Origin of the sequence: Bradyrhizobium genosp. SA-4 str. CB756 (assembly GCF_000473125.1) — a bacterium.
In the GTDB taxonomy this organism is placed as follows: Bacteria; Pseudomonadota; Alphaproteobacteria; order Rhizobiales; family Xanthobacteraceae; genus Bradyrhizobium; species Bradyrhizobium arachidis.
Window position 1 is genome coordinate 7,715,928 of record NZ_KI421499.1, and the last position, 25,686, is coordinate 7,741,613.

Sequence of the window (25,686 nt, forward strand, 5' to 3'; positions counted from 1 at the left end):
ATGGCATCATCGCGTTCTTCCCATCCCGAACCACATCTCCCCTCGCTGCGACTAACCATCGCCTCGGCGTCGAGGCTCAATTTCCGATGGGAGACGGCCTGTGGCGTTTGCCTTGCCTTCGCGCGCGTATGATTTGCAGATGCTGGACCGTCCCACTGAGCGGGCACGCGACCAGGGCTGGGTTTACGGGCTGCCGCCGGGCATCACATCCGAGCAATGGCCGCTCGATCCCGTCACCGGCTATCCGCTGATGCACGGCTTCACGCTGCTGCTGCCGGAGGATTATCGCGTGCATGGCGCGGACATCGTCGCGGTGTCGTTCTTTGCCACTGCGCCCGATCACAATGACGGCGGCGCGCCCGATGGTCCTGAAATCCGCGAAGCGGTGATGGCACGGCCAGCGCATCCGCGGCTCTCGCGCATGACCGACATTCTCGATTACGAATATGCCGCGCTGCTGCTGACCAAAACCGAATATGACGGCGCGTTCGCGACGCCGCCGGCGCCGCTTGCGCTGGCGACGGCCGACCGGCCGCGCTGGCTCGATGTCGGCGGCGCCTGCGCGTTCTTCGAGGCCGCGGCGCCTTACGCGAAGAAGATGTTTTCAGCGTCACCGCGCGCCGATCTGAGCGAGACCCGCGCGATCACCTTGAGCCCGCGCGCGAACGATCCCAATGCCGGCAAGGGGCCGCAGGACGAGCACACCAGGGAAAACCCGCCGACCGGCTATCAGCCCTATTACTACTATGTCGGCGGCGTCCCTGGCCGCGACAATTTCCGCCTGCATGACTGGAGCAAGGACCACGCCCACAACCATCTCGGCGGCACCATGCGGCCGTGCCAGGCGGTGCCGGAGATGAGCCCGTTCTATATCGAGTTCGAGGAATATTTCGGCGGCTACAATTTCGGCGGCGGCAATGCGCAGCTCGACTTCGGGGATATGAAGTTCGATTGGGCGTGCGGCTAAGTCTTTCATAGGACGCGATCCACACCGCGTCATCCCGCCGTCATCTCCCCCCGATACCGCTCTCGTCCCAAGCATTTTCGCAGCGCCGGCCGGCGCCGCATTTCCAGGGCACGTCAGGGAGGGATCATGGCTTCTTTCACCGTGGCAAGCGGTTCCACAGTCACGTCCGCAAAGACCGTCGGCAATACCGACACCGGCATCATCCAGGCCGGCGGCACGCTGTCCGACACCACCGACATCACCTGGACCGGCGGCGCGGCCGGGCAGACCGTGGTGATCGACAATGCCGGCACCATCCTGGCGACGAGCCGCGGCATCGACACCAAGGGTTCCTTCACGACGGGCAATCTCAGCTTCACCAACGAGGCCGGCGCGAAGCTGATCACGGGCGACGATGCGTTCCGCATCAACACCGCACTCTCCACCGGCACCATCACCGTCGACAATTCCGGCAGCATCGTCTCCGGCGCGGTGGACGCCAGCGGCAACATCATTGCGGCCTCGAGCGGGCAGGCGCTCGACTTCGCCGCGATCGTGTCGGCCACCGAAGTCATCAACATCACCAATCACACCGGCGCGGTGATCGGCGCCTCCGGCAATGATGCGATCCGCCCCGGTGCCGGCATCATCACCATCACCAATGACGGCCTGATCGACGCGACCGCCTCGGCGAGCCGCGCGATCAATCTGAACACGTCGAACCTCACCAACATCACCTCGTTCACGCTTGATAACGAGCAGCATGGCGTGATCCAGTCGCAGGGCGATGCGGTGCGCATCACGGCCTCGACGCTGACCACGACCGCGACCTATTCGGTCACGGTCGACAATGTCGGCACCATCCAGTCGACCGGAACCGGATCCGCCAACGGCCAGGCGATCGATTTCACCGATCTGGTCTCGACCAGCGGCAGCATTCACCTCATCAACGAGGCGACCGGTGTGATCAAGGCGGCCGATGCCGACGCGGTCCGCGGCGGCGTCAACATGGTCGTCGACAATTACGGCAATATCTTCGGCGGCGGCACGGCCGGCGACACCAATGACGGCGTCGACTTCCAGGGCAATGCCGGCGGCGTCGTCAACAACCATGCCGGCGGCACCATCGAGGGCACGCGCCACGGCATCACCGGCGACCAGCCGATCACGATCAGCAACGATGCGGGCGGCAGCATCATCGGCGATGCCGGCTCCGGCATCAACATGGACACCGCGAGCACGACCACCACGACCATCCTCAATTCCGGCCTCATCACCGGCCATGCCGACGGCGTCAGCGACGGCGACGGCATCGACGTCGACGGCCTGATCGCGCTGACGAATTACGGCTCGATCACCACGACGGGCCACAGCGATGGCATCCTGGCCGAGGCGATCACGATCGGCGGCGGAAGCATCGTCAATTACGGCACGATCTCGAGCGTCGAGCGGGCGATTACGGTCGACGATTCCAACCTCGGCAACGCCTTCGCGCCGACGACGGTCGAGAATTGGGGCCTGATCCACGGCGGCAATGGCGAGGCGATCTCCATCACCGACACCTTCGCCGACATCATCACGAACCACGGCACGATTGACGGCAGCGTCGCGCTCGGTGGCGGCGACGACATCGTGAACGACTACACCGGCGCGACCTTCACCGCGGCGGTCGATGGCGGCGACGGCATCGATACGTTCAACCTGCTCGGCAACGGCTCCGGCACGCTGGCGCATACGGTGAATTTCGAGCTGCTCGACGTCAAGGCCGGCAGCTGGAGCGTCACCGATGCCGAGAGCTTCGCCTCCGGCATCACCATCGACGCGGGCGCCAGGCTCGCGCTCGCCGATGGCGGCTCGCTCACGGGCGCCGTCACCGACAATGGCGTGTTCGCGTCCACCCATTCCGACGTCTTCGTGTTCAATGCGACGATCTCCGGCAACGGCGCCTTCGACCAGGCCGGCACCGGCACAACGGTGCTGAGCCAGAGCAACGGCTACACCGGCGGCACGACGCTGCATGCCGGAACGCTGGAGCTCGCGGCGCTCGATGCCGCCGGCACAGGCGCGATCACCTTCGAGGACGGCGCGCAGACGCTCAAGATCGACAAGGCGGCGCTGGACCACGGCCATCTCGACAACACCATCGAAGGCTTCGGCGTCGGCGACACCATCGACCTCGCCGGCATCGGCAAGGCCAGCCAGGTGACGCTGTCGGCCGACAACGTCCTCACCATCACCGGAAGCAAGTCCGGCACGATCACGCTGCAGCTCGACTCCCATGCCTATGCCTCGGGCCTGAACTTCCAGCTGTCGTCCGACGGCAATGGCGGCACCAAGATCACCGCGATCGCCGACAATCTCGTCGAAGGCAACGACGGCAACAATCTGCTGATCGCAAAACTGTTCAGCCCGGTCGGCAGCTTCCTCGACGGCAAGGGCGGCAACGACATCCTGATCGGTGGCCAGCATTCCGACGTGCTCAACGGCGGCGGCGGCAACGATTTGCTCTACGCCGGCGCCGGCGCCGATCAGTTCCGCTTCAACGGCACCGACCAGGCGGCCGGCCAGCGCGCCACCGACACCGTATTCGACCTCAACTTCAACAAGGGTGACGCGCTGGTGTTCTACGACTACGAGGCCGGCACTTTCGCCTCATCAGGTGCGCATGCCGCGGCCGTGCTCGACAACGGCGAAGGCGCCGGCTCCGGCGCGGTGGTGAAGTCGATGGCGGCGCTGGTCGATCTCGTCAAGGACTCGGCCGACGTCACCGCCCATCGCGGCGGCGCCAACGACCTCGTCATCGACATCAGCCAGAGCAACGGCAGCCACGAGACGATCGTGCTCGATCATCAGTGGCAGGCTTACTCGCTGGCCTCTGGCGGCCATTTCTTCAGCTAGAAGCGGGATGCGTTGAAGTCGAACGAGCCGAGCCAAAAGAATTGCTCTCTCCGGTCCCTCCCCCCTTGTGGGGGAGGGCGATCGCATATGGCGTCCTGGACGGCCTGAGCGCGCGCCTCGTCCTTCGAGACGACCGCTTCCAGCGGTCTCCTCAGGATGAAGCTAAACAGCACCGCGCCGGTTGAAGCTGCTGCCGCGCACTCGGTCCTCATCCTGAGGAGCCCGCCTAAAGCGGGCGTCTCGAAGGATGGCCGGAGGAACGGCTCTCAATGTGATTCCTCTGCGCTCACGCGCCCCGCTTCGGGCCGATGGCCTCGAAGGCGGCCTTCTGCTCGTCGGTCAAATCCGCCTCGAAATCATCGAGCGCATCGCCGACGGTCTTGACCGCCTCCAGCATGGCGCCGAGCCGCGCCTTCACCGCGGCGAGGCGGGCTTGCGGGGTCGCTGCGGTCTTCGCTGTGCACGGGCTCAGCGTCTCCATGGTGCGCAGCGTGGTGTCCTGAAGCACGTCGAGGCGTGCGCGGCCGGTGTCGTCGAGCTTGAGCGTCGCGGCGATGTCGGCGGCGGGCCATTGCTGCTGCACGAGCTGCTCGTACTGGCGCTGCGCCTGCACGTCATAGCGCGGATCGTTGTCGGCCTCGCAGGCGCTTGCCGCCTGCGCATCCTTCTTCTGGCCGGCCGCGAGCGCGGCGCGACGCTCCTGGCCGAGCGCATCGAGCTTTTTCTTCTGGCCGTCGTCGAGCAGGCCCTCGAATTTAGCCAGCGGCGCTGCGACCGCGTCGGTCGCCTTGATCATCGCCTCGATGCGCTCGCGCATCAGGCCGAGGCGATCCGCCGCGGTCGCGGGCACCTCTGCCGGGCAGGCCGCGCGAATGCTGTCGCGGGCGGCTAGCCAGGCGGCACTGAAATCGTCGAGTGCTGCGCGCTGCACTTCGTTCGGCTGCACGGCGGTGACGATGCGATCCATGGGGAAGCCAGCGGGATCGCTGGCATCACAGACATTCTGCGCCGACGGAACCTTGCGCGCGCGCCGGCCTTGCGGCGCGGTATAGGCGGCGAGCTCGGTCGCGGCATAGGGCGCGAAGATCGCGGCATAGATGTCGCCATAACCATAGAGCGAGAGGCTGGTCATATCGCCGAGGATGACGGCGTTGGCGAGATCGTCCTGCGCGAACGGCCAGAACACCGGGCCGGCCCAGCCATAGCTGCCGTCGGGATGGCGCCACCAGCCCTGCGGGCGGCGGCCGCCACGCCAGCCCGACAGCGCGGCCTGCGCCGTGAGCGCCGCACGCACGATGTAGGGATTGGGCGGCTGACCGCGCTCGGCACCGCGCGGATCCTGCGATCTCAGCGCGGCGGAGCGGTATCGGCCGCCCCGCACCGCCATGCGGGAATGGCGCAGGCGTGACATGCCGATCATGTGGCCGACGGCGAAGCGGGCGACGCCGAGCGGACCGCCCCGTAGTCCGAACTGTGCCTCGGCCTTGCTCGGCAGCAGCACCGCCAAAGTCGCGAGGACTGCGCCCGCCAGCACCAGTCCCATGCGAGGCCTCCGCATGACGACCGAATTGACCACTGAGTTGACCACCTCTTGGCCCTCCTCCAGCGCCAGGCACGCAGTGCGCGGTACAGAGATGACTCAGAGCGGAACCAAAGGTTCCGACCCCGCGCCGGTCAAAGCGTCGCAGAAATCATCAGTGTGCCTTCGGCAGCACAAAGGTCTGGCCGGGATAGATCAGGTTCGGGTTGTGGATCTTGTCGCGGTTGGCGTTGAAGATCACCGCATAGCGGGCGCCATCGCCGTAAGCGAGGCGGCTGAGCGCCCACAGGCTGTCGCCGCGCGAGATCACGCGGCTGCCGCCCGCATCGGCCGGCGCGGTATTGAAGACCTCTGCCGGCGAGGCCGATGCGACCGCATTGGCGGCCGGCGCGCGCGCCAGGACCTTCGGCTTCGGCGTCCCCATCAGCCGCGGACGGGCCGCCGACCTCTCTGGCGCGGAGGCGAGGCGCGGCGCAGCTGACGGCAGGGAGGCCACGACGTCTGACTTGTCGTCGGGCTTCTCGGCCTGCCGCGCGGCAGGTGCCGGGCGCGCCGGCGGCGGCGCGGCTTCGGCGATGATCACCGGCATGGTGCGGGCGGACTGGGTGACGGTGCCGTTGGACGCTGTCGCGCGCAGGGTCAGTTCATAGGAGCCGGCGGGGAGCTGGGACGGGGTCATCACGAACTGGCCCGCCGCATCGGCCACCACGGAGTCGAGCGGCTTGCCGTCGCGCAGCAGCTCGACCTTGGCACCCGGCGTGGCCTGCCCCGCGATCACCGCAGCCTCGCCGTGATCGTCGACGCGCGCGACGTCGAACCGGGGGCCGGCATCGGCCGCGGCCGCCGGCGGATTGGCCGGGGCGAGCTCGCCGAGTGCCGCAATCTGCTTCTGCGTCTCGGCGAGCGGAGCCGCCGCCTTTGGCGGGACGACCGGCTCGGGGGACGCCGATGGTGCAGGCTGCGCGGCGGCAAGCCTGGACTCATCCGGCCTGGCTTCGGCTTTGGATTCAGCCTTGGCCTCAGGCTTCGCGGCCTTGACCTCAGGTTTGGCGGCGACCTCGGTCTTCTCCCCGCCCGGCAACAGCCGGCGCAGCTCGGTGGGCCCGATCACCAGCGCGGTGCCAACCAATGCGAGCAGACAGAACGCAATGAAGGCCTTGGAAGCGGTCAACATCGATGCAGAACCTTGGATCGCAAATCAGCCGATGGCAGCAAATTGCGCCGATTTCGCTGCGGCAGCAAGTCGGCCGATGGGATGATCCCTCTTTCGGATGAACCGGCACCGCCCCGCCGGAGTCCAATGCGCAAGGCCGCAGCGCGGCATTTATTTTAGGGATTTCTTCCGTGACCAGATTTTGCCGTCCCGCGCCATGGCTGGCGCTTGCCCTGTTCCTTGCCGCCTCCCCCGCGCTCGCCGCATCCGGCCCGCCGCCGGGCTTCGTCCTCACCGACAACGCCGATCTCGCCTTCACCTCGCCCGACGGTGCGACCAAGCTCGAGCAATACATGAAGGACAGTGAAGACCTTTTCGAGGTCAAATGGCAGGTCTGGGCCCGACGCGGCGAGCAGATGACGGAGCTGAAGCCGGAGCAGGGCTATGGCGCCGGCTTCCGCTTCACCGCCGATTCGCAATGGCTGGTGCGGATGCAGAAGACGGGCTCGGGCTCGCAGGATCTGTTCCTCTACCATGTCGAGAACGGCGCCTTCGTCAATGCGACCCGGAAATCGCTCAGCGATCTTGCCTGGGCCTATTTCCACAGCCGGCCCGATACGAAGAACATGAAGCTCGACTACCACATCTCGGCCAATCTGATGAAAGGCACCGAAGATGCCTATCGCTGGCTCGGCGTCGACTGGCCCAACAACCGTTACCTCGTGATCTCGCTGTCGGGGGCGATGGACAAGCATCCGAAGAACGTCGCCGTGAAGGGATTGGCGGATTGGAAATGCCGCTATGACCTCAAGACCGGCAAGTTCGATGTCCCGGCGATGTTCGCCAAGGGCAATGCGGAGGCGCTGGAGTGGGAGATCAAGCGGTGAGAGCCGCTTGGTAGCTTCGTAGGGTGGGCAAAGCGAAGCGTGCCCACGCGCTTTTTGCCGCCACGAAGAGATGGTGGGCACGGCGCAAGGGCGCCTTTGCCCAGCCTACGGTCTCGTAGGCGCCCGCATAGGGAACCCAAGCCTCTGATTCCATTCCGATTCATATTTTCCTAACCCTTACTGGTAACGGGGTCTTGTCGGTTTTGCTGCATCTTGCATCCCACGGGAGGGCTGGATGGGCACATCAATCCGATGGACCGCGCGGATGCGCGCGTTGCTGCGCCGTTGGCAGGGAGCGCCGCTGACGTGGCTGATCGGCGGCGGCTTCGTGCTGATGGTCGCGATGGCCATCGGCACCGCGCTCACCGTCGACCGCTTCCGCCAGAATGCGATCGAAAGCGGCCGCGACAGCCTGGAAAACTCCGTCCGGCTGCTGGCCCGGCACTTCGACCGCGAATTCGCCGATTTCGCGGTGCTGCAGAAGAGCGTCATCGCCGAGCTCGAAAGCCACGGCATCGAATCCGCCAACGTCTTCCGCAGCGAGATGGGCACGCTCGCCATGCACGAGGTGCTGCGCGCGAAAGCCAGCGGCTGGTCCGACGTCGCCGGCGCCAACGTGTTCGATGCCGAGGGCGTTCTGATCAACTCGTCGCGGCGCTGGCCGGTCGCCGACATCTCGGTCGCCGACCGCGGCTATTTCGACCGCCTGAAGAATGATCCGACGTCGCAGGAGGAGATCGAGGTCGTTCCCGGCCGGTTCGGCAACGGTCCCGCCATCGTGTTCGCGCGGCGCGTCTCCGGCCCGCACGGCGAATTCCTCGGCATGGTCTCGCGCGCGATCTCGCCGGAGCAGCTCGAATCCTTCTTCGCCTCGAGCGGGCTTGGCGAGGAATCCTCGATCGCGATGCATCACCAGAACGGCCAGCTGCTCGCGCGCATTCCGCATGTCGATGCCATGATCGGAGAGAATTTCCGCAACGGCACGCCGGAGCAGCGGTCGGTGTTCGAACGCACCTTCGTCACCACGCAGCTCGCAAGCCCGATCGACGGCAAGGACCGCATCGTCGCCTCGCGCCTCCTGACCGGCGAGCCGCTGGTCGTGGTCGCGACCAAGTCGCTGGACGCGACGCTCGCCACCTGGCGCACGCAGACGAAGTTCTTCGTGTTCGTGGCCGTGCTGTCGATCGGCCTGCTCGTGCTCACGCTGTTCCTGATCTTCCGCCAGATGACCAACCGCCTCTCGGTGGAGAAGCAGCGGCTCGACACCGCGATGAACACGATGACGCAGGGCCTCCTGATGTTCGATCGGGACCAGCGGCTGATCGTCTGCAATCGCCGCTACATCGAGATGTACGGCCTTTCCGCTGGCGTGGTGAAGCCCGGCGCCTATTTCCGCGACGTGATCCAGCACCGCTACGACACCGGCTCGTTCCACGGCGACGTCGATGCCTATTGCGACGACATCCTGGACAATGTCGGCCGCACGCAGAGCGCCATCGTCGAGACCGCCGACGGCCGCCTGATCGAGGTCAAGAACCAGCCTGGTGCTGCCGGCGGCTGGCTTGCCACCCATGACGACGTCACCGAGCGCATCCGCGCCGACGAGCGCATCGCACATATGGCGCATTACGACGCGCTGACCGACCTGCCCAACCGCGTGCTGATGCGCGGCCATCTGGAGCGCCGCGTCGCCGAGCTCGCCCAGGGCAAGCCGTTCGCGATCCTCTATATCGACGTCGACGAGTTCAAGGGCGTCAACGATTCGCTGGGACATGAGGTCGGCGACGAGCTGCTGCGCCAGGTGGCGAACCGTCTGCGCGCCTGCGTCAGCGGCAACGATCTCGTCGCACGGTTAGGCGGCGACGAGTTCGCCATCATCAAGGCCGGCACCTGCGATGAGCCGGAGCTGGCCGCGCTGGCGGACAATATCCTGACGGCACTGCGCACGCCGGTGAATTGCAAGGGCCAGGAGATCCCGACCGACGCCAGCATCGGCATCGCGATCGCGCCCGACCATGGCGACAATCTCGACGATCTGCTCAAGCGCGCCGACCTTGCGATGTATGCGGCCAAGACCGAGGGCCGCGGCACCTTCCGCATCTTCATCCCCGAATACGACGCCAAGGCGCGGCAGCGCCGCCAGCTCGAGCTCGATCTGCGCCAGGCGCTCGCCCGCGGCGAGTTCGAGGTGCACTACCAGCCGCTGGTCGACCTCGCGGCCAATGTCGTCACCGGCTGCGAGGCGCTGCTGCGCTGGCGCCATCCCGAGCGCGGCATGGTCTCGCCCGCGGATTTCATTCCGGTCGCGGAAGACACCGGTCTGATCGGCGAGATCGGCGAATGGGTCCTGCGGCAGGCCTGCACCGAGGCGGCGGGCTGGCCGGGCGATATCCACGTCGCCGTCAACGTCTCGCCGGTGCAATTCCGATCGAGCACGCTGGCGCTGAAGGTCGCCGCGGCGCTTGCGGAGTCGGGCCTCTCACCCGGCCGGCTCGAGCTCGAGGTGACCGAGACCGTGCTGATCCGCGACGACGAGGAGGCGCTCACCATCCTGCAGCAGCTGCGCGAGCTCGGCGTGCGGATCGCGCTCGACGATTTCGGCACCGGCTATTCATCGTTGAGCTATCTGCACCGCTTCCCCTTCGACAAGATCAAGATCGACCGCAGCTTCATCAGCGACATCGGTCAGTCCGAGGATTCCTCGCCGATCGTGCAGGCCGTGGTGCACATGGCCGCCGCGCGCCACATGGCGACGACGGCCGAAGGCGTCGAGACCGAGGCCCAGCGCGAGGTGCTGCGCCAGCTCGGATGCAGCCAGATGCAGGGCTGGCTATTCAGCCCGGCCGTACCGGCCGCGAAGCTGAAACAGCTGCTGTCGGCGCAGGCGGTGGCGGCGTAGTAGCCCCGGCGAGCTCACCGCGCCAAAATAGGATCAAACCTCAGGCCTTGCGGTTATCGCCCTGCCGAGGCGGCTGGAACTCTGGCCGGCGGGCGGCAGCCAACATGCATCACGCGCCTCGCAGCAGGCTTCGCGTCTGCGCGCTCGCGCGTGCGCGGATCGAGCGAGGCGACATGGCGGTCGTGACTTTCAGGATGATCCCTCTTCTGGCGGCCATCGCGATGATCGGCCTGCCTGCGCAGGCCCGCGACGATGGCCGCTACGCCAACTCGCCGCTCAAGGGCTGGTTCGAGAGCCTGCACAGCAAGGCCGGCGGCCCCTGCTGCGCCGATGCCGACGGCACCGCGCTCGACGATGTCGACTGGGACACGCGCGACGGACATTATCGCGTGAGGCTCCAGGGCGCCTGGATCGAGGTGCCCGACGATGCCGTGATCACCGAGCCGAACCGCGCCGGCCGCACCATGGTCTGGCCCTATTACGTCAACGGCCGCGCCTTGATCCGCTGCTTCATGCCCGGCAGCATGATCTGAGCTTCACCTTGAGATCGCAATGCGGATCAGTCAGCCCAACGGCTGCGCGACGTGCGCGGGCTCACTTCACCTGCCGGGCCGCCTGGATTTCGACAAACTCGGCGTCGGGATGGCTGACGATGGTGGCGACCCAGATGCCGCTGATGATCAGCGACCAGGCGGCGTCCCAATAGATCCAAAACACGTGCCAGCCTCCCTTTCGCTCTCCTCCGCCCGCGGGATCAAGGTAACGGCAAGACGAGGCCGCTGTTCCCAATGAAAGTACGGCGCGGGCGAGGCGCTATTTTGATTTGGTCGGCGGGGCGCTGCGATCGGTTTGGCCGGTGTGGCGCTTTGCCACGACGTCCTCATCGCGCGGGCCCTGGCGCGGGCGCGGCGGCGGTTTCGGCTGGCCGGCCTGACCGCCATGCTTGCCGCCCATGTCGGGCTTGCCTTCAAGATCGTTTTCGCGGGGCATGACGGGTCAATGCGCGGGCGCGGCATTGGTTCGCTGTTTTCACTTGTGAATGAGTTCATAGGATCGTCGCCGTTTGCAGTGCACGATCGCTGGCGGCGATGGGGGTATCGAACGGATGATGGATCTGGCCTGATGCGGAAACGACTCGTGGTCTGGACGATCTTGACCTGCGCGCTGGTTGCGGTCGCGGTGTGGGGCGTGCTCGGAGCACCCGACTATGCGACCGGCCCGCATTTGCCCTCCCGCAGCCTGACGGCGGCGGTGCGCTAGCCGCCCCGCACAACTGATACAATTTCGGCATTGATCGATCTTAATTGGGATTTGGTGCGGCGGCGCGGCTCCCGCTATCCTCCAGGGCAAAAGGACCGGGCCGCACCGGCTTGATGGAGGAGCCCCATGTTGAGACCGACACGCCGCGGCGCATCAGGCGCTGCGATCGCCACCACACTTGCTTTGCTCGCCCTCATCTCTGGAGTCCGCCCCGGCATGGCCGAGACCTTCGCCTATGTCGGCAACGCCGACAGCAACGACATCAGCGTGTTCAAGCTGGCCGACAACGGCGAGATGACGGCGGTGCAGACCGCGGCCTTCACCGGCGTCGAGAAGCCCGGCTCCTCGACGCCGCTCGCGATCACGCCCGACCACCGCGTGCTGATCGCCGGCGTACGCTCGCAGCCGTTCCTCGCGGTGAGCTTTGCGATCGACCCCAGGACGGGCCAGCTCAGCCACATCGGCAACGGGCCGCTCGCCGACAGCATGGCGAACATCGCCGTCGACCATAGCGGCAAATTCCTGTTCAGCGCCTCCTATGGCGGCAACAAGGTCGCGCTCAATCCACTTCAGGCCAACGGCGTTGTCGGCGAGCCGAAGCAGGTGATTCCGACCGGGCTCAACGCGCACGCCTTCCTGCCATCGCCCGACAACCGTTTCGTGTTCGCGACCAATCTCGGCTCGGACCAGGTGCTGAGCTTCGCGTTCGATGCCACCGCGGGCATGCTGACGCCGAACGATCCGCCGACCCACAAGGTGCCGGAAAAATCGGGACCGCGACACTTCGTGTTCCATCCCAACGGCAAGTTCGTCTACATGATCCACGAGCTGAACGGCGACGTCGCCGCCTTCACCTATGAGGCCAAAAGCGGCGCGTGGGACGAGATCCAGCGCACCACCGCATTGCCGGAAGGGTTCACCGGCAAACCGTGGGCCGCCGACATCCACATCACGCCCGACGGCCGCTTCCTCTACGCCTCCGAGCGCACCACCAACACGATCGCCGCCTACAAGGTCGATGCGACCAGCGGCAAGCTGACCACGATCGGCAGCGTGCCTACCGAGAAGCAGCCGCGCGGCTTCCACATCGATCCCACGGGGCGCTACCTCGCCGCGGTCGGCGAGCTCTCCGACAGCATGACGGTCTATGCGATCGACCAAAGCAGCGGCGCGCTGGGGAAACTGAAGTCCTATCCGACCGGCAAGAAGCCGAACTGGGTGGAGTTCTTGAGCCTGCCGTGAGGGCGCTTCGCTTACCCTCCCTTGGAGGGGGAGGGTAAGAGGCAACGGCGAACCTCTTCGTCATTTCAAAGACTAATCCTACAGGCGGCATCGCGCCGCCTGCGCTGCGGCATTCTCATCCGGCCGGCCCATGGCCCGCCGCGGTTGCTTCTGCTATCGATGAGGCCGTCAAGGCCCCAACCGGAATGACCGATGCGTCCATTGCCTGCGCGTTTCTTTTCCAGACATCTCGTTGCGCTCACCGGACTGCTGCTGCTGTCCGCTCCTGCCGCGCGCGCCGCCGAAGACGAGGCGCCGAAGGGGCCGGCGGTCACGGTGCTGAAGGCGGCAAAATCCTGCTTCTCCGACATCGTCGAGGCCACCGGCACCATCATCGCGCGCGAGGAAACCTCGGTGCGGCCCGAGCGTCCCGGCCTGAAGGTGACGGAGGTGCTGGCGGAAGCCGGCGACACCATTACGGCCGGCCAGGTGCTGGCGCGCCTCGCGCTGCCCGAAGGCGGCACGCTTCAAGTCGCCGCGCCCGTGGCGGGCGTGATCGCGACCTCGACGGCGCAGATTGGCAATTTGGCCTCGGCCAAGGGCGAGGCGCTGTTCACGATCGTGGCGCGCAGCGAATACGATCTGGTTGGCCTGGTCGCGACCACCGATATCCGCAAGCTCGCGGTTGGCCAGCAGGCGACGGTGCGCATCGCCGGCGCTGGCGATCTCGACGGCAAGGTGCGCCGCATCGGGCCGACCGTCGAGCCGAACATCCAGCAGGGCATGGTCTATATCGGCATCTCCTCGCAGAAGCGGCTGCTGCTCAACGCGAGCGGGCGCGCGCTGATCAAGACCGGGCAGAGCTGCAACGTCGCGGTGCCGCTCACCGCCGTGCAATATTCGTCCGCCGGCACTGTGGTGCAGGTGATCCGCCGCAACCGCGTCGAGACCAAGCGCGTCGAGATCGGCTTGATGTCGGGCGGCAATATCGAGGTGCGCGACGGCCTCAACGAAGGCGACATCGTCGTCGCCCGCGCCGGCGCGCTGCTGCGCGAAGGCGACCCGGTGCGGCCGGTGATGGCCGCGGAAGCGGCGAAGTAGGGACGACTTCGTAGGGTGGGCAAAGCGAAGCGTGCCCACGTCTTCTATCGAGATCTTTGAAAGATGGTGGGCACGGCGCGTTGCGCCTTTGCCCACCCTACGATCGCTTCACAAGACGAGAGAGCAGAAACTAGCCGCCGGCTTCGTTGAACTGCACGTCCTCGAGCAGCGAGGACGACACGGTCGGGACCTGGTCGCCTTCGGAGGCGCGGGAGATGGCGACGCGGGTCTTGTTGAAGACGCTTTCGGCGCTGCCCTGCGCATTGAGGTTGTTGAGGAACTCACCGACCAGCACGCTGTGCTCGCCCTTGCCGTCGTCGACGACCTTGCCGGGCGAAGCCGAGGACAGGATCAGCGCATTGTCGGGCGCGCTGATCGGCGCAAGACCATGGCTGTAGGAGCGGAAGCGGCGCTCATAGGGGTTGCGGCGGGAGGCGTCGACGACGACGAGCTTGGCCTTGGCGCCCTGCTGCTTCATCATGTCGAGCACGCCCTCGATCGACACGCCCTGGCGGCGGACGTCGCTCTCCTTCCAGATCACGGCGTCGACCGGCAGCATGTAGCTCTCGCGGCCGGCCTGCACGCCGAAGCCGCCGAAGAACAGCATGACGACGGTGTCGCGCTTGATCCGCGACTTCAGGCGGTTGACGGCGCGGACCATGTCGTCCTTGGTCGCGTCTTCCACCATGTCGACGTCAAAGCCGCTCTTGCGCAGGCTCGAGGACAGCGCGCGGGCGTCGTTGATCGACTGCGTCAGCGGCGCGCTGGCGTCGGGGTAATGTCCATTGCCGATGACGAGGGCGAGGCGCGAGGTCTGGCCGATCGAGCCGGTGACCTGGTCGGTCGAAACCGCCTTGGCGGCATCGAGCGCGCGCATGTTGAGGGCAGCATGGGCGCCGATCACCAGCGATACCGTGCCGATGAGGGCTGCGGCGACTGCGATCGTGCGTCGGGAAATGTCGAGCTGCCTTAAATTCATCTCGCTTCATTCCTGTCAGTGCCAAAGACCAGCCAAGCGCGCGCACACAGTTTGAGTAGCGCGATAGCGGCTTTAGGTTTGAGGGAGTGGCCGGGGATGTGCCCCCGAATTGCGCGCAATTTGCGGCGCCGCACCAAACAAACCCTTAACCGGATATCGCCTGCGGGGCAATAGATTGCCCTAAATTTGAGCTAAGGCACTGAGTATGCTAACTAATTCTCCCGGCCCAATATGCGGATTTTTTGCGTCCCCCGTAGCCTTCCGGAGCCTCATCATGCAGCCTCCGTGCCGGATTTTTCTGTGATCATCATCACATTTGTATTTCCCGCGAATCCGGGTAGCTTTTTCAAAGACTTGGCACGGGGGTGGCGCGCGGATGGGAGCGTGCCTGCCGCTCCTGACCAAGGCCCCCGCGACCAGGTATTTCATGAGCTTTCATTATTTCGCCGGTGCCGCCTGCCGGGCGCTGACAGCGCGCAAGGACGGCCCCTCTCTTTATGACGTCTGCGATCCCGTGTTGGCGGCGACGACCAGTGGCGATCCGCATCTGGCCAAATTCTACAAGACCGCGCTCGGCAATCCCGCATTGCGCATTCTGCTTCGCCGCGCCGGCCTGCCCGAGCTGCGTGAGGAGACGAAGCTGACCCGGCTGCGCGAGGCGCTGACCCGCGCCCGCGACGATGCCGAGCCGGACTGGGCCGCGGTCGGCCAGCCCGTCGCCGATCTCGTCGACAGCATCGCGCTCGATCATCCCAAACCGCCGCCGGCGGCGTTCACTGGTACGATGCCGCAGCCAGCGCAGATCGACGGCGTGATCCGCGACTGCGCGCAACATCTGCTCGGCTCGTATCGCAAGAACGGTTTCCTGCCGACCTATGCCGCCTTCAACCTGATCGGCGATCCCGATTTCCGCGGGCGCGAGCTGATCATGGCGCTGACGGGCCTGAATGCGCGCGGCTACAAGAACTCCTCGCTGCTGTTCAATCTCGCCCGCGTCTTCATCGCGCGCACGCACGCGCGCGCCGTGGTCAATCCGCCCTGGAAAGGCATCGCCGAGCCGATGTGGGAGCCGGTGCAGATCCGTCACCGCTCGGCCTACTACGATGCGTTCTTCATCGAGGCGCTGCTGAGCTATGTCGAGACCGGGCTCGCCACGCCCTCGGACAAGACCGCAGCCGAGCGCGCGATCGCCGACATGGTGGATTTCTGCGTCAACATCAGCCGCGAAGAGGTCGAGGGCATCGACGGCGCGCGGTTCAACGTCATCACCGCGCTGGCCCCTCCGCCGCATCCGCGCTTCTCGCGCTACTTCGCGCAGATCAAGCAGGACCTCGGCTTCGGCGTCTATGTACCGGATTGCGACACCACGGCGTGCTCGATCTCGGCGGCGACGCAGGCCGGCTGCCTTGATGCGATCATCGACCAGCCGCTGCTGGATTTCTATGCCGGCTATCAAGTGCGCGCGGGCGTAAACGAGCCACGCGTGACCGTGCCGCTCAATGACAATATCGACTATGAAGGCGGCGTTGCGACCTGGATCGACAATCTCAGGGGCGAGCGCCCCTACGGCAACGATCTCGATCCGACGCTCAATCTCGACATTCTCGAGGTGAGCTTTCGCAACCTCGCGCGCTGGAAGATTTTGGAGACGCCGGCGCGGCTCGCCACCGTGCACCGGATCATCGGCTTCCAGAAGCGGCTTGCCGCGAGCGGCGCCTTCGCCAATCCGCGCTCGCACATCTATTATCTGCCGGAGCTCTACAGCGCCTATTTCGGCCGCTGCTATGCGGCGTTCCTGGCGCTGCCGCTGGCGGCGCAGGCGGCGATCGATCCCGACGGCGATTTCGATTTCATCCGCCACCGCGTGCTGTCCTACGTCAAGGGCGAGCTGATGACCGCCGAGATGAACGCGTTCGACGCCGCGCTGGCGCTGATCGCGCTCGGCCATCTCGGCGCCGATCCGCGCGCCTTCGTGCCGGCGCTGAACGTGATCGTCGCAAGCCTTGGCGAAGGCGGCCGACGCGGCCCGTTCCGCGCCTACGAGTGGAACAAGATGAAGACGCCGACGCGGATTTTGGTCGGCGGGCCGGAGGTGACATCGGCGTTCGTGTTGATGGGGCTGGCGGTGGCGAAGCGGGCGATGGCGCGGGGGTGAGTCCGGTCTCGTGCCTCGGACACAGGTCTCGTAGGGTGGGCAAAGGCGCGGAGCGCCGTGCCCACGATCTCTCGCCACGCAAGACATCGTGGGCACGCTTCGCTTTGCCCGCCCTACGGGACCTTTCAAATGACAGGAAGTTGAAAGCTCAATCGCCAGGCATAAGCTGGCCCACCGGCCAAAAGCCGACCACAATTGCGCGCCTCTATCGCCATTTTCATCACACGCGGACCGGCATGTTGCGAAAATTCCTGATTGCGCTGTGTTTCCTCGTCCCGTCGCTGGCCGAAGCCGCCGACATCAGCGGCACGGCAAAAGTCCGCGCCGGCGACGCCGTCGTGATCGGCAACACGCGGATCCGGCTCGGCGGAATCGACGCGCCCGCGGTCGACCAGCTCTGCCTCAACACCAAGGCCGAGCGCTGGACCTGCGGCGTCGCGGCCCGCGACGAGCTGGCCAAATATGCCGAAGGCAAGACCTGGGTCTGCCATACCCGATCGATCGACCGGCGCGGCCGCACTGTGGCGCGCTGCGAGGTCGGCGGCGAGGACATCCAGAAATGGCTGGTGCATAGCGGCTGGGCGCTGGCCTACACCCGCATCTCCCATGACTACGAGCCGGATGAGGCTGCCGCGCGTGAGGCAAAAGCCGGGATGTGGCAGGGCGCCTTCATCGCGCCCTGGGACTGGCGCGTGCGCAACAAGAAGACTCCGATCCTGGGCGCGACCAAGCCGCCGGAGGGCGCGCATGCAGTGCTGCTCGCGTCCGCCTCGGGCCCCATCGCGCCCTCGCCGGACTGCACCATCAAGGGCAACGTCAACTCATCAGGCGAGTGCATCTATCACCAGCCGACCAGCCGCTGGTACGCGCAGATCAAGATGAAGATCAGCAAGGGTACCCGCTGGTTCTGTTCGGTCGAGGAGGCGGAGGCCGCCGGTTGCCGGGAGACTAAGAGATAAGAGCCCCAGACCTGCGTTTTCCGTGCTTTTCTCGGGCCGTCCCGCCGCGTAGAAAGAACAGATCAGCGACCCACCAGACAGTCTTCACGACACAAGGAAGATAGCAATGACCGTTCGCGCGGGCCGGGAATTTCTGGCCATCCCCGGGCCCACCACGATGCCCGACGAGGTGCTGCGGGCGATGCACCGTCCGGCGATCGACATCTACTCCAAACAGATGCTGGATCTGACCGAGAGCCTGCTCGGTGACATCTCGAAACTGTTTGCGACCAAGGGCAAGTCCTACATCTACATCGCCAACGGTCACGGCGCCTGGGAAGCGGCGCTGAGCAACGTGCTGTCGCGCGGCGACAAAGTGCTGGTGCTGGAAAGCGGACGCTTCGCGATCGGCTGGGGCAATGCGGCAGCGCTGATGGGCGCCGAGGTCGAGGTGCTCAAGGGCGACTGGCGCCGTGCGGTGCGGCCGCACGAGGTCGAGGAGCGCCTGCGCCGCGACAAGGAGCACACGATCAAGGCCGTCGTCGTGGTCCAGGTCGATACGGCCTCGGGCGTGCAGAACGACATCGAGGCGATCGGCAAGGCCATCAAGGCGTCCGGCCATCCCGCCCTCTACATGGTCGATACTGTCGCCTCGCTCGGCTGCATGTCGTTCGAGATGGACAAATGGGGCGTGGACGTCGCGATGTCCGGCTCGCAGAAGGGCCTGATGACGCCGCCCGGCCTCGGCTTCGTCGCCGCCAATACGCGCGCGCTCGAGGTGCACAAGAAGGCGAACATGTCGACGCCCTATTGGAGCTGGAGCGAGCGCGAGGGCACCGAGAATTATCGCAAATATGCCGGCACCGCGCCGGTGCATCTGTTGTTCGCGCTGCGCCAGGCGATCGACATGCTGCACGAGGAAGGACTGGAGAACGCCTTCCGCCGCCACAGCCTGCTCGGCGAAGCCGCACGCCGCGCCGTCGCCGTCTGGGCCGAAGGCCAGGTGCTCGGCTTCAATGTCGCGGAGGCGAACGAGCGCTCCAACACCGTGACCACGGTGACCATGAGCAACGGCCATGATCCCGCAGTGCTGCAGCGCTATTGCAAGGACAAATGCGGCGTCGTGCTCGGCACCGGCATCGGCGATCTCTCGGGACAAGCCTTCCGCATCGCCCATATGGGCCATGTGAATGCGCCGATGCTGCTCGGCACGCTCGGAGTGGTCGAGGTCGCCCTGAACGCACTGAAGATCCCGCACGGCAAGGGCGGGCTGGAAGCGGCGGTGTCGTATCTCGGTGAAGAGGTGGCGGTGTAACGGCGCTGTCGTCCCTGCGAAGGCAGGGACCCATACCGCGTGATCTCTCGATTGGGCGAGATCGCAGTACCGAAGGCCTTTTCACCGCTAGTCTTCGCCAAACCTCTCCCTGGGTTATGGGTACCGGATCTGCGCTTCGCTTGTCCGGGACGACAGCGGAATGTTTGGCTAGGGCTGCTCCACGCGATACGCCTCGACCTGCGCCTTCAGCTCATCCAGCGATGCCGTCGGCTTCTTCGGATCGACGCGATACTCCCCGCTCGCTAGCCATTTCAGCACCATCGCGTCCACCACAGGCGAATGGTGTATGACATCGCCGTAATTGGCGAAATCGTGCGTTACCGCCTTGATCGCGCGGAAATCGTGCAGGCGCACATTGGGAAGCCGCGTCAGGCGCCGCGCAATGACTGCCGTCAGATCCATGACGATGTTCAGTGTCTCCGGCGAAGCATCGCGCATCGCGACGAATTGCAGGATCGAATAGGGCGGGAAATAGATGTCGAACGTCACGTCGCGATGGCGCGTGATCAGACCGACGGCGTCCTGCTCGAAATGCCGCACCATGGCCTCCTAGCCATAGCCTTCGCCGAGAAAGCGACGGCGCGAAGGCGCGGTGATATAAGCGAAGGAGGCGAGCGTCTTGTTCGCATTGTAATCGCGCGCGAGGTCGAAATCCCGCGGCAGGGCGTAGATGTCGTCAACATTCGCCAGTGCGAACTTGACCGGGAGATACGGCGCGGCCCGGCTGAGCGGCTCTCGCAGCGGCGGGACCGAGCGCAGCAACCCGAATAGGGATTCCTTCGCCATGGCCGCGCTGAACAGATAGGACGCAATGCCCTTGGCCGACCTGCGATAGAGATCGACGGAGAGATAAGGATCGGCCGCGATGTCCGCGGCATCGACGAAAATAAAGTCGTCCATCTCCCAGATCACGCGCCTTGCGCCGGCCTCGATCGCCTGCTCCAGGACGAAAGCCTGCTGGCGCGAGTTGGAGCCGGTCATCGCCAGCTTGATCGAATGGACACCGAGCGCGCGGTCGATGTCGCTCTGGCGGAAATGGATCGCCAGCGAGGTGCCCATGAAGGCGGTGTCGAACGACTGGCTGCGGATCAGCCCGGCATTCTGCACCCGCGTGTCGTCGGAATAGAAGGCGAGACGCGAGGCGCGGAACAGCTGCAGGGGATCGACGACATAGGTCAGCACTGCCGCGCCCAGCATGCACACGATGCTCGCGAGCAGAAAACGCCTCAGATGTGTGGGGGTGCCCTGCATCAGAACCGGAAATAGATGAATTCGCTGTGGCTCTGAATGCCCAGAATGCCGAACGCGAGCACCAGGGAGGCCGCATAGAGGGCCAGCGGACGCATGCGCCCGGCCCGCAACGCCTCGCCGACGCGGCGGTTGCCGTGATCGTATCCCATGACCTCTTGCGTGTTCGGCGCCAGCCACACCAGCGCCGCGTAGATCGCAATCATCACCAGCGCCGCGATCTCCTCGCGGCCGAGGACGATGTTCGAGGGATCGGCCATCGCGTGCAGGATCCGCAGCGCCCAGGCGACGCTCTCGGCGCGGAAGAACACCCAGGCGATGACGACGGCAAGAAAGGTCAGCGCAGCGCCCGCGATGCGGACGGGGCGCGCAAGCAACGCCGGAACATCAGGCACCAGCGCGTTGAAAGCGTGATTGACGCAAAGATAAGCGCCGTGCAGCGTGCCCCACACCACAAAGGTCCAGGCGGCGCCATGCCAGAGGCCGCCAAGCAGCATCGTGATCAGCAGGTTGACATAGCGCAGCACGCGGCCGCGCCTGTTACCGCCGAGCGGGATGTAGAGATAGTCGCGCAGGAACTGCGACAGCGTCATATGCCAGCGGCGCCAGAAATCGACGATGCTGGCGGCCTTGTAGGGCGAGTTGAAATTCACGGGCAGGAAGATGCCGAACATCAGCGATATGCCGATCGCCATGTCGGAATAGCCGGAGAAATCGAAATAGAGCTGGAACGTGTAGGCAAGCGCACCAAGCCAGGCCTGGTCGAAGCTCGGCGAGCGCGCCTCGAAGGCGAGCGCAACCAGCGGCTGGATGCCGTCGGCAAGGCAGGTCTTCTTGAACAGGCCGATCGCGAAGATGATGATTCCGCACAGGATCAGATGCGCGTCCGGATGCTTGGTTTCCTTGCGCGCGAATTGCGGGATCATGTCCTTGTGGTGGAGGATCGGCCCCGCGATCAGATGCGGGAAATAAGTCACGAACAGCGCGTAATGCGGCAGTGCATAGGCCGCGACCTGGCCGCGCCAGGCATCCACGAGGAACGCAATCTGCGTGAAGGTGTAGAAGGAGATGCCGACCGGCAGCAGGATGTGGACGGCGATGTGCGTGCCGAGCAGCGCGTTGATGTTTTCGGTAGCAAACCCGGCATATTTGAAGATGCCGAGCACGAGGAGATCGCCGGCGACGCCAAACGCGAGCGCCGCCTTTCGTTGTCCGGGGGCGAGCTTCGCCACGATGAGGAGATGGCCGACGCCGTAGTTGAAGGCGATCGAGAGCAGCAGCAGGGCCACGAACTGCCAGTTGCCGATGGCGTAGAAAGTCAGCGAGGCCAGCGCCAGCCAGATCACGGGCGCCAGATTGCTGCGCCGCCCCAGCCAGAAATAGCCGGCGAGCACAGCGGGGAGGAACAGCAGGATGAACGGATAGGAGTTGAACAGCATCAGGCTGGACCGGCGGCGGGGATATGGCCCGTAAAAGCATAGAAGGGGCTGATCAACAACCCGGCGACTTGGCGCAGTGGCTGGAACGGCCATGCTGGCAATTCGCGGGCTTGTCGCCATATTATGGGCGACCCGCCGCTTTCTACGGCCGTCATTGCCGGGCTTGACCCGGCAATCCATCGCTCAAGAAATCGTCTTTGATGGATGCGCGGGTCAAGCCCGCGCATGACGAGATGGGTTCCGATGAGACGCAATGAGGATCGAGTGACCCACGCCAAGACACCTTCAAAGCCCCCCGTCGCCCCGCGCCGGGCGCATTCCTTCACCCGGCACGGGATCACCGTGACCGACGACTATGCCTGGCTGAAGGATGAGAAGTGGCAGGAGGTGCTGCGCGATCCCGCGGTGCTCGATGCTGATATCCGCAAATATCTGGACGAGGAGAACGGCTACACCGAGAGCCTGCTCGGGCATACCTCGTCCTTGCAGAAGACGCTGGTGCGCGAGATGCGCTCCCGGATCAAGGAGGACGATTCCAGCGTGCCGTCGCCGGATGGTCCTTTCGCCTATTTCCGCAGGTTCCGCGAGGGCGGGCAGCACGAGCTGTTCGGCCGCATGCCGCGCGATGGCGGCAACGAGCATATCGTGCTCGACGGCGACGCGCTCGCAAAAGACCACAAATATTTCAAGTTCGGCGGCAGCCGGCACTCGAACGATCACAAGCTTCAGGCCTGGAGCGCGGACACCAAGGGCTCGGAATATTTTTCGATCCGCGTGCGCAACTGGGCGACGGGGAAGGATCTCGACGATCTCGTCGAGGAGACCGATGGCGGCGTCGTTTGGAGCAAGGATGCCAAGAGCTTCTTCTATGTGAAGCTCGACGACAATCACCGGCCGATGCAGGTGTGGCGGCACAGGCTCGGCACGAAACAGGCCGACGACACGCTGGTCTATGAGGAGCAGGATGCCGGCTGGTTCACCCATCTGCACGAGAGCACCAGCGGCCGCTTCTGCGTGATCGCCGGCGGCGACCACGAGACCTCGGAACAGCGGCTGATCGATCTCGCCAACCCCGAGGCGCCGCCGCGCCTTGTCGCGGCGCGCGAGGACGGCGTGCAATATTCGCTGGCCGATCGCGGCGACGAGCTGTTCATCCTCACCAATGCCGACGACGCCATCGACTTCAAGATCGTCACGGCGCCGCTTTCTTCGCCCGAGCGCAAGAACTGGCGCGACCTGATCCCGTATCGTCCCGGCATCTACATCATCGACCTCGATCTCTATGCCGGACATCTGGTGCGGCTGGAGCGCGCCAATGCACTGCCGTCGATCGTGATCCGCGATCTCGCCGGCGGGGAAGAGCACGCCATCGCCTTCGACGAGGCCGCCTACTCGCTCGACACGATGGGCTCCTACGAATTCGAGACGACGAACTTACGCTTCTCCTATTCGTCGATGACGACGCCGTCGGAAGTCTATGACTACGACATGGTCAAGCGCACGCGGACCTTGCGCAAGCGCCAGGAGATTCCGTCGGGCCACGACGTCGCCGACTATGTCACCACCCGCATCATGGCGAAGGCGCAGGATGGTGCAGAGGTGCCGGTCTCGATCCTCTATCGCCGCGGGCTCCAGCTCGACGGCTCGGCGCCGCTGCTGCTCTACGGCTATGGCTCCTACGGCATGGCGATGCCGGCCTCGTTCAGCGCCAACCGCCTGTCGCTGGTCGACCGCGGCTTCGTCTACGCCATCGCCCATATCCGCGGCGGTGCGGACAAGGGCTGGGGCTGGTATCTCGACGGCAAGCGCGAGAAGAAAACGAACTCGTTCGATGATTTCGCCGCAAGCGCCCGCGCGCTGATCGATGCGAAATACACCAGCGCAAAACGCATCGTCGGCCATGGCGGCTCGGCCGGCGGCATGCTGATGGGCGCGGTCGCGAACCGCGCAGGCGAATTGTTCGCCGGCATCGTCGCCGAGGTGCCGTTCGTGGATGTGCTCAACACCATGCTCGACGACACGCTGCCGCTGACGCCGCCGGAATGGCCGGAATGGGGCAACCCGATCGAGAGCGAGAAGGATTTTCGCACCATCCTGTCGTACTCGCCTTACGACAATATCGCAGCGAAGGAGTATCCGGCGATTTTGGCGATGGGCGGATTGACCGATCCGCGCGTGACCTATTGGGAGCCCGCCAAATGGATCGCGCGCCTGCGCGCCACCATGCGCGGTGGTGGCCCGGTGCTCTTGCGCACCAACATGGGCGCCGGCCATGGCGGCGCATCGGGACGGTTCGACCGGCTCGATGAGGTGGCGATCGTGTATGCGTTCGCGCTGTGGGCGGCCGGGATGGCGGAGGCCGGGGTGTAGCGACACCCACAGCCGTCGTCCCTGCCTAGTGCGCAATTGCGCACGGGCGCAGGGACCCATACCGCGTGATGTATCGGGAGGGTGCGAGAGCAGTACCGGCGAAGAAGTGTTCACTGTTAATCTTCGCCAAACTGCTCCCTGGGGTTATGGGTCCCTGCGTTCGCAGGGACGACAGTGGGGATGTGGGGCGAGCTACCGCCCCACCAACACTCTCACACCGCCCCGTGCGCCTCGACATACAGCGCATAGACCGAATGGCTGCTCGCCATGTAGAGCCGGTTGTTCTTCGGGCCGCCGAAGCAGAGATTGGCGCAGCGCTCGGGCAGCTTGATGAAGGCGAGCGGCTTGCCTTCGGGGCTGAACACCATCACGCCGTCGAGATCCTCCGGCTTGCCCTTGAGCTGAAACACCTTGCGGCCGCCGACATCGGTCGGCTCGGATTGCAGCGCGCCGTTGGAGCCCCAGCCGCACCAGAGATTGCCGTCGCGATCGACGCGGAAGCCGTCGAGCGAGCCCTGGTCGGCGGCGTCGATCAGCTTGGTCTTGCCGCTCAGCGAGCCATCGTCGCCGACATTGTAGCTCCAGATGCTGCGGTTGGGCGTGCCCTTCCACTCGACGATGTAGAGCTTCTTCTCGTCCGGCGAGAAGGCAAGGCCGTTCGGGTTGACGAGGTCGGTGAGGACGGCGCTGAGCTTGCCGTCCTTGGCGATGCGGTAGACGTTGGTGGTGGCCTGCTCGGCCTTCTCCTTCTTGCCTTCCCACTCGCCGTTGATGCCGAACAGGGGATCGGTGAACCAGATGCTCTCGTCCGACTTCACCACGATATCGTTCGGCGCGTTCAGCCGCTTGCCCTCGAACTTGTCCGCGAGCACGGTGATCTTGCCGTCCTTCTCGGTGCGGGTGATGCGGCGGGTGACGGAGTGCTCGCAGGTGACGAGGCGGCCCTGGCGGTCGCGCGCATTGCCGTTGGCGTAATTGGCGTTGGCGCGGAACACGCTGGTCTGACCGGTCTTCTCGTCGAACTTCATGATCCGGTTGTTGGGAATGTCCGAGAACAGGAGATAGCCGCCCTCAGGGAAATAGGCGGGGCCTTCGGCCCAGCGCATGCCGGTCGCGACCTGCTCGACCGTCGAGGAATAGAGCCGGTATTTGCCAAAGCTCGGGTCGAGGATCTGGACGGCGGGATCTGGATAGCGCTGGTTCGGCGTGAAGGCGAACGACTGGGCGCCGGCGGCGCGCGCGAGAAGCGTGGATGCTGCCACGGCGCCAGCGCCGGCCACGAGGTTGCGTCGTGTGAAATTCATAAAAGTCCTCCC

19 protein-coding genes and 1 pseudogene are annotated in these 25,686 nt (G+C 65.4%); 12 read left to right on the forward strand and 8 right to left on the reverse strand.

Features of this window, described 5'->3' with window-relative positions; translation table 11 throughout:
- The first annotated feature begins 100 nt into the window (after positions 1–100).
- A complete protein-coding gene (locus tag BRAGE_RS0137305; RefSeq protein ID WP_027563565.1) occupies positions 101–967 on the forward strand; it encodes a hypothetical protein in 867 nt (288 codons plus the stop codon).
- Positions 968–1,093: 126 nt separating this feature from the next.
- A complete protein-coding gene (locus tag BRAGE_RS51960; protein ID WP_051378265.1) occupies positions 1,094–3,844 on the forward strand; it encodes a beta strand repeat-containing protein in 2,751 nt (916 codons plus the stop codon).
- 286 nt (positions 3,845–4,130) lie between these two features.
- Here BRAGE_RS51960 and BRAGE_RS0137320 read toward each other — a convergent pair whose 3' ends face one another.
- Together BRAGE_RS0137320 and BRAGE_RS0137325 are read right to left on the reverse strand one after the other, a co-directional pair.
- Positions 4,131–5,387 carry a Spy/CpxP family protein refolding chaperone gene (locus BRAGE_RS0137320; protein ID WP_051378267.1) on the reverse strand — a complete coding sequence of 419 codons (1,257 nt, stop codon included), beginning with the start codon at positions 5,385–5,387 and terminating at the stop codon, positions 4,131–4,133.
- A 151-nt stretch (positions 5,388–5,538) separates the two neighbouring features.
- Positions 5,539–6,558, reverse strand: coding sequence for a LysM peptidoglycan-binding domain-containing protein (locus tag BRAGE_RS0137325; RefSeq protein ID WP_027563568.1), 1,020 nt, complete (start codon positions 6,556–6,558; stop codon positions 5,539–5,541).
- A gap of 170 nt (positions 6,559–6,728) precedes the next feature.
- On the opposite strand from BRAGE_RS0137325, the gene BRAGE_RS0137330 reads away from it, so the two are divergent.
- From BRAGE_RS0137330 to BRAGE_RS0137340, 3 genes are all read left to right on the forward strand, one after another.
- Positions 6,729–7,424 carry a hypothetical protein gene (locus BRAGE_RS0137330; RefSeq protein WP_027563569.1) on the forward strand — a complete coding sequence of 232 codons (696 nt, stop codon included), beginning with the start codon at positions 6,729–6,731 and terminating at the stop codon, positions 7,422–7,424.
- Positions 7,425–7,659: 235 nt separating this feature from the next.
- The gene (locus BRAGE_RS0137335; RefSeq protein ID WP_027563570.1) at positions 7,660–10,323 is read left to right on the forward strand and encodes a bifunctional diguanylate cyclase/phosphodiesterase; all 2,664 of its coding nucleotides are present in this window, start codon (positions 7,660–7,662) and stop codon (positions 10,321–10,323) included.
- Positions 10,324–10,496: 173 nt separating this feature from the next.
- On the forward strand, positions 10,497–10,856 hold the full coding sequence (locus BRAGE_RS0137340) for a hypothetical protein (RefSeq protein WP_027563571.1): 360 nt from the start codon (positions 10,497–10,499) through the stop codon (positions 10,854–10,856).
- Between the two features lie 61 nt (positions 10,857–10,917).
- Here the strand turns inward: BRAGE_RS0137340 and BRAGE_RS57680 are convergent, their stop codons facing one another.
- Together BRAGE_RS57680 and BRAGE_RS55350 are read right to left on the reverse strand one after the other, a co-directional pair.
- Positions 10,918–11,040 (reverse strand): hypothetical protein, encoded by a 123-nt coding sequence (locus BRAGE_RS57680; RefSeq protein WP_283808074.1) that lies wholly within the window; start codon positions 11,038–11,040, stop codon positions 10,918–10,920.
- Positions 11,041–11,136: 96 nt separating this feature from the next.
- Complete coding sequence (locus BRAGE_RS55350; protein ID WP_156950902.1) at positions 11,137–11,313, reverse strand: hypothetical protein; 177 nt, start codon at positions 11,311–11,313, stop codon at positions 11,137–11,139.
- A gap of 132 nt (positions 11,314–11,445) precedes the next feature.
- On the opposite strand from BRAGE_RS55350, the gene BRAGE_RS55355 reads away from it, so the two are divergent.
- The 3 genes from BRAGE_RS55355 (at position 11,446) to BRAGE_RS0137365 (ending at position 13,905) form a co-directional block, all read left to right on the forward strand.
- Positions 11,446–11,583 (forward strand): hypothetical protein, encoded by a 138-nt coding sequence (locus BRAGE_RS55355; RefSeq protein ID WP_156950903.1) that lies wholly within the window; start codon positions 11,446–11,448, stop codon positions 11,581–11,583.
- Between the two features lie 126 nt (positions 11,584–11,709).
- Positions 11,710–12,825: a lactonase family protein gene (locus tag BRAGE_RS0137360; protein WP_027563572.1), complete on the forward strand. Its 1,116-nt coding sequence runs from the start codon at positions 11,710–11,712 to the stop codon at positions 12,823–12,825.
- 192 nt (positions 12,826–13,017) lie between these two features.
- Positions 13,018–13,905, forward strand: coding sequence for an efflux RND transporter periplasmic adaptor subunit (locus tag BRAGE_RS0137365; RefSeq protein ID WP_027563573.1), 888 nt, complete (start codon positions 13,018–13,020; stop codon positions 13,903–13,905).
- 130 nt (positions 13,906–14,035) lie between these two features.
- On the opposite strand, the gene BRAGE_RS0137370 is transcribed toward BRAGE_RS0137365, so the two are convergent.
- The gene (locus BRAGE_RS0137370) at positions 14,036–14,884 is read right to left on the reverse strand and encodes a caspase family protein (protein WP_027563574.1); all 849 of its coding nucleotides are present in this window, start codon (positions 14,882–14,884) and stop codon (positions 14,036–14,038) included.
- A gap of 427 nt (positions 14,885–15,311) precedes the next feature.
- On the opposite strand from BRAGE_RS0137370, the gene BRAGE_RS0137375 reads away from it, so the two are divergent.
- The 3 genes from BRAGE_RS0137375 (at position 15,312) to BRAGE_RS0137385 (ending at position 19,292) form a co-directional block, all read left to right on the forward strand.
- A complete protein-coding gene (locus BRAGE_RS0137375; RefSeq protein WP_027563575.1) occupies positions 15,312–17,039 on the forward strand; it encodes a hypothetical protein in 1,728 nt (575 codons plus the stop codon).
- A gap of 236 nt (positions 17,040–17,275) precedes the next feature.
- The gene (locus BRAGE_RS0137380; protein ID WP_027563576.1) at positions 17,276–17,998 is read left to right on the forward strand and encodes a thermonuclease family protein; all 723 of its coding nucleotides are present in this window, start codon (positions 17,276–17,278) and stop codon (positions 17,996–17,998) included.
- Positions 17,999–18,104: 106 nt separating this feature from the next.
- On the forward strand, positions 18,105–19,292 hold the full coding sequence (locus tag BRAGE_RS0137385) for a pyridoxal-phosphate-dependent aminotransferase family protein (RefSeq protein WP_027563577.1): 1,188 nt from the start codon (positions 18,105–18,107) through the stop codon (positions 19,290–19,292).
- Positions 19,293–19,460: 168 nt separating this feature from the next.
- On the opposite strand, the pseudogene BRAGE_RS50895 reads toward BRAGE_RS0137385, so the two are convergent.
- Positions 19,461–20,564 (reverse strand): annotated as a pseudogene (locus BRAGE_RS50895) (hypothetical protein).
- Positions 20,564–22,000: an MBOAT family O-acyltransferase gene (locus BRAGE_RS0137395; RefSeq protein ID WP_027563578.1), complete on the reverse strand. Its 1,437-nt coding sequence runs from the start codon at positions 21,998–22,000 to the stop codon at positions 20,564–20,566. Before BRAGE_RS0137395 ends, BRAGE_RS50895 begins: the two are co-directional and overlap by 1 nt.
- 264 nt (positions 22,001–22,264) lie before the next feature.
- Here BRAGE_RS0137395 and BRAGE_RS0137400 point away from each other — a divergent pair, with 264 nt between their 5' ends.
- Positions 22,265–24,370, forward strand: coding sequence for a S9 family peptidase (locus tag BRAGE_RS0137400; RefSeq protein WP_027563579.1), 2,106 nt, complete (start codon positions 22,265–22,267; stop codon positions 24,368–24,370).
- A 212-nt stretch (positions 24,371–24,582) separates the two neighbouring features.
- On the opposite strand, the gene BRAGE_RS0137405 is transcribed toward BRAGE_RS0137400, so the two are convergent.
- Entirely contained in the window at positions 24,583–25,674 is a 1,092-nt protein-coding gene (locus BRAGE_RS0137405; RefSeq protein ID WP_027563580.1) for an SMP-30/gluconolactonase/LRE family protein, read from the reverse strand.
- Positions 25,675–25,686: the final 12 nt, after the last annotated feature.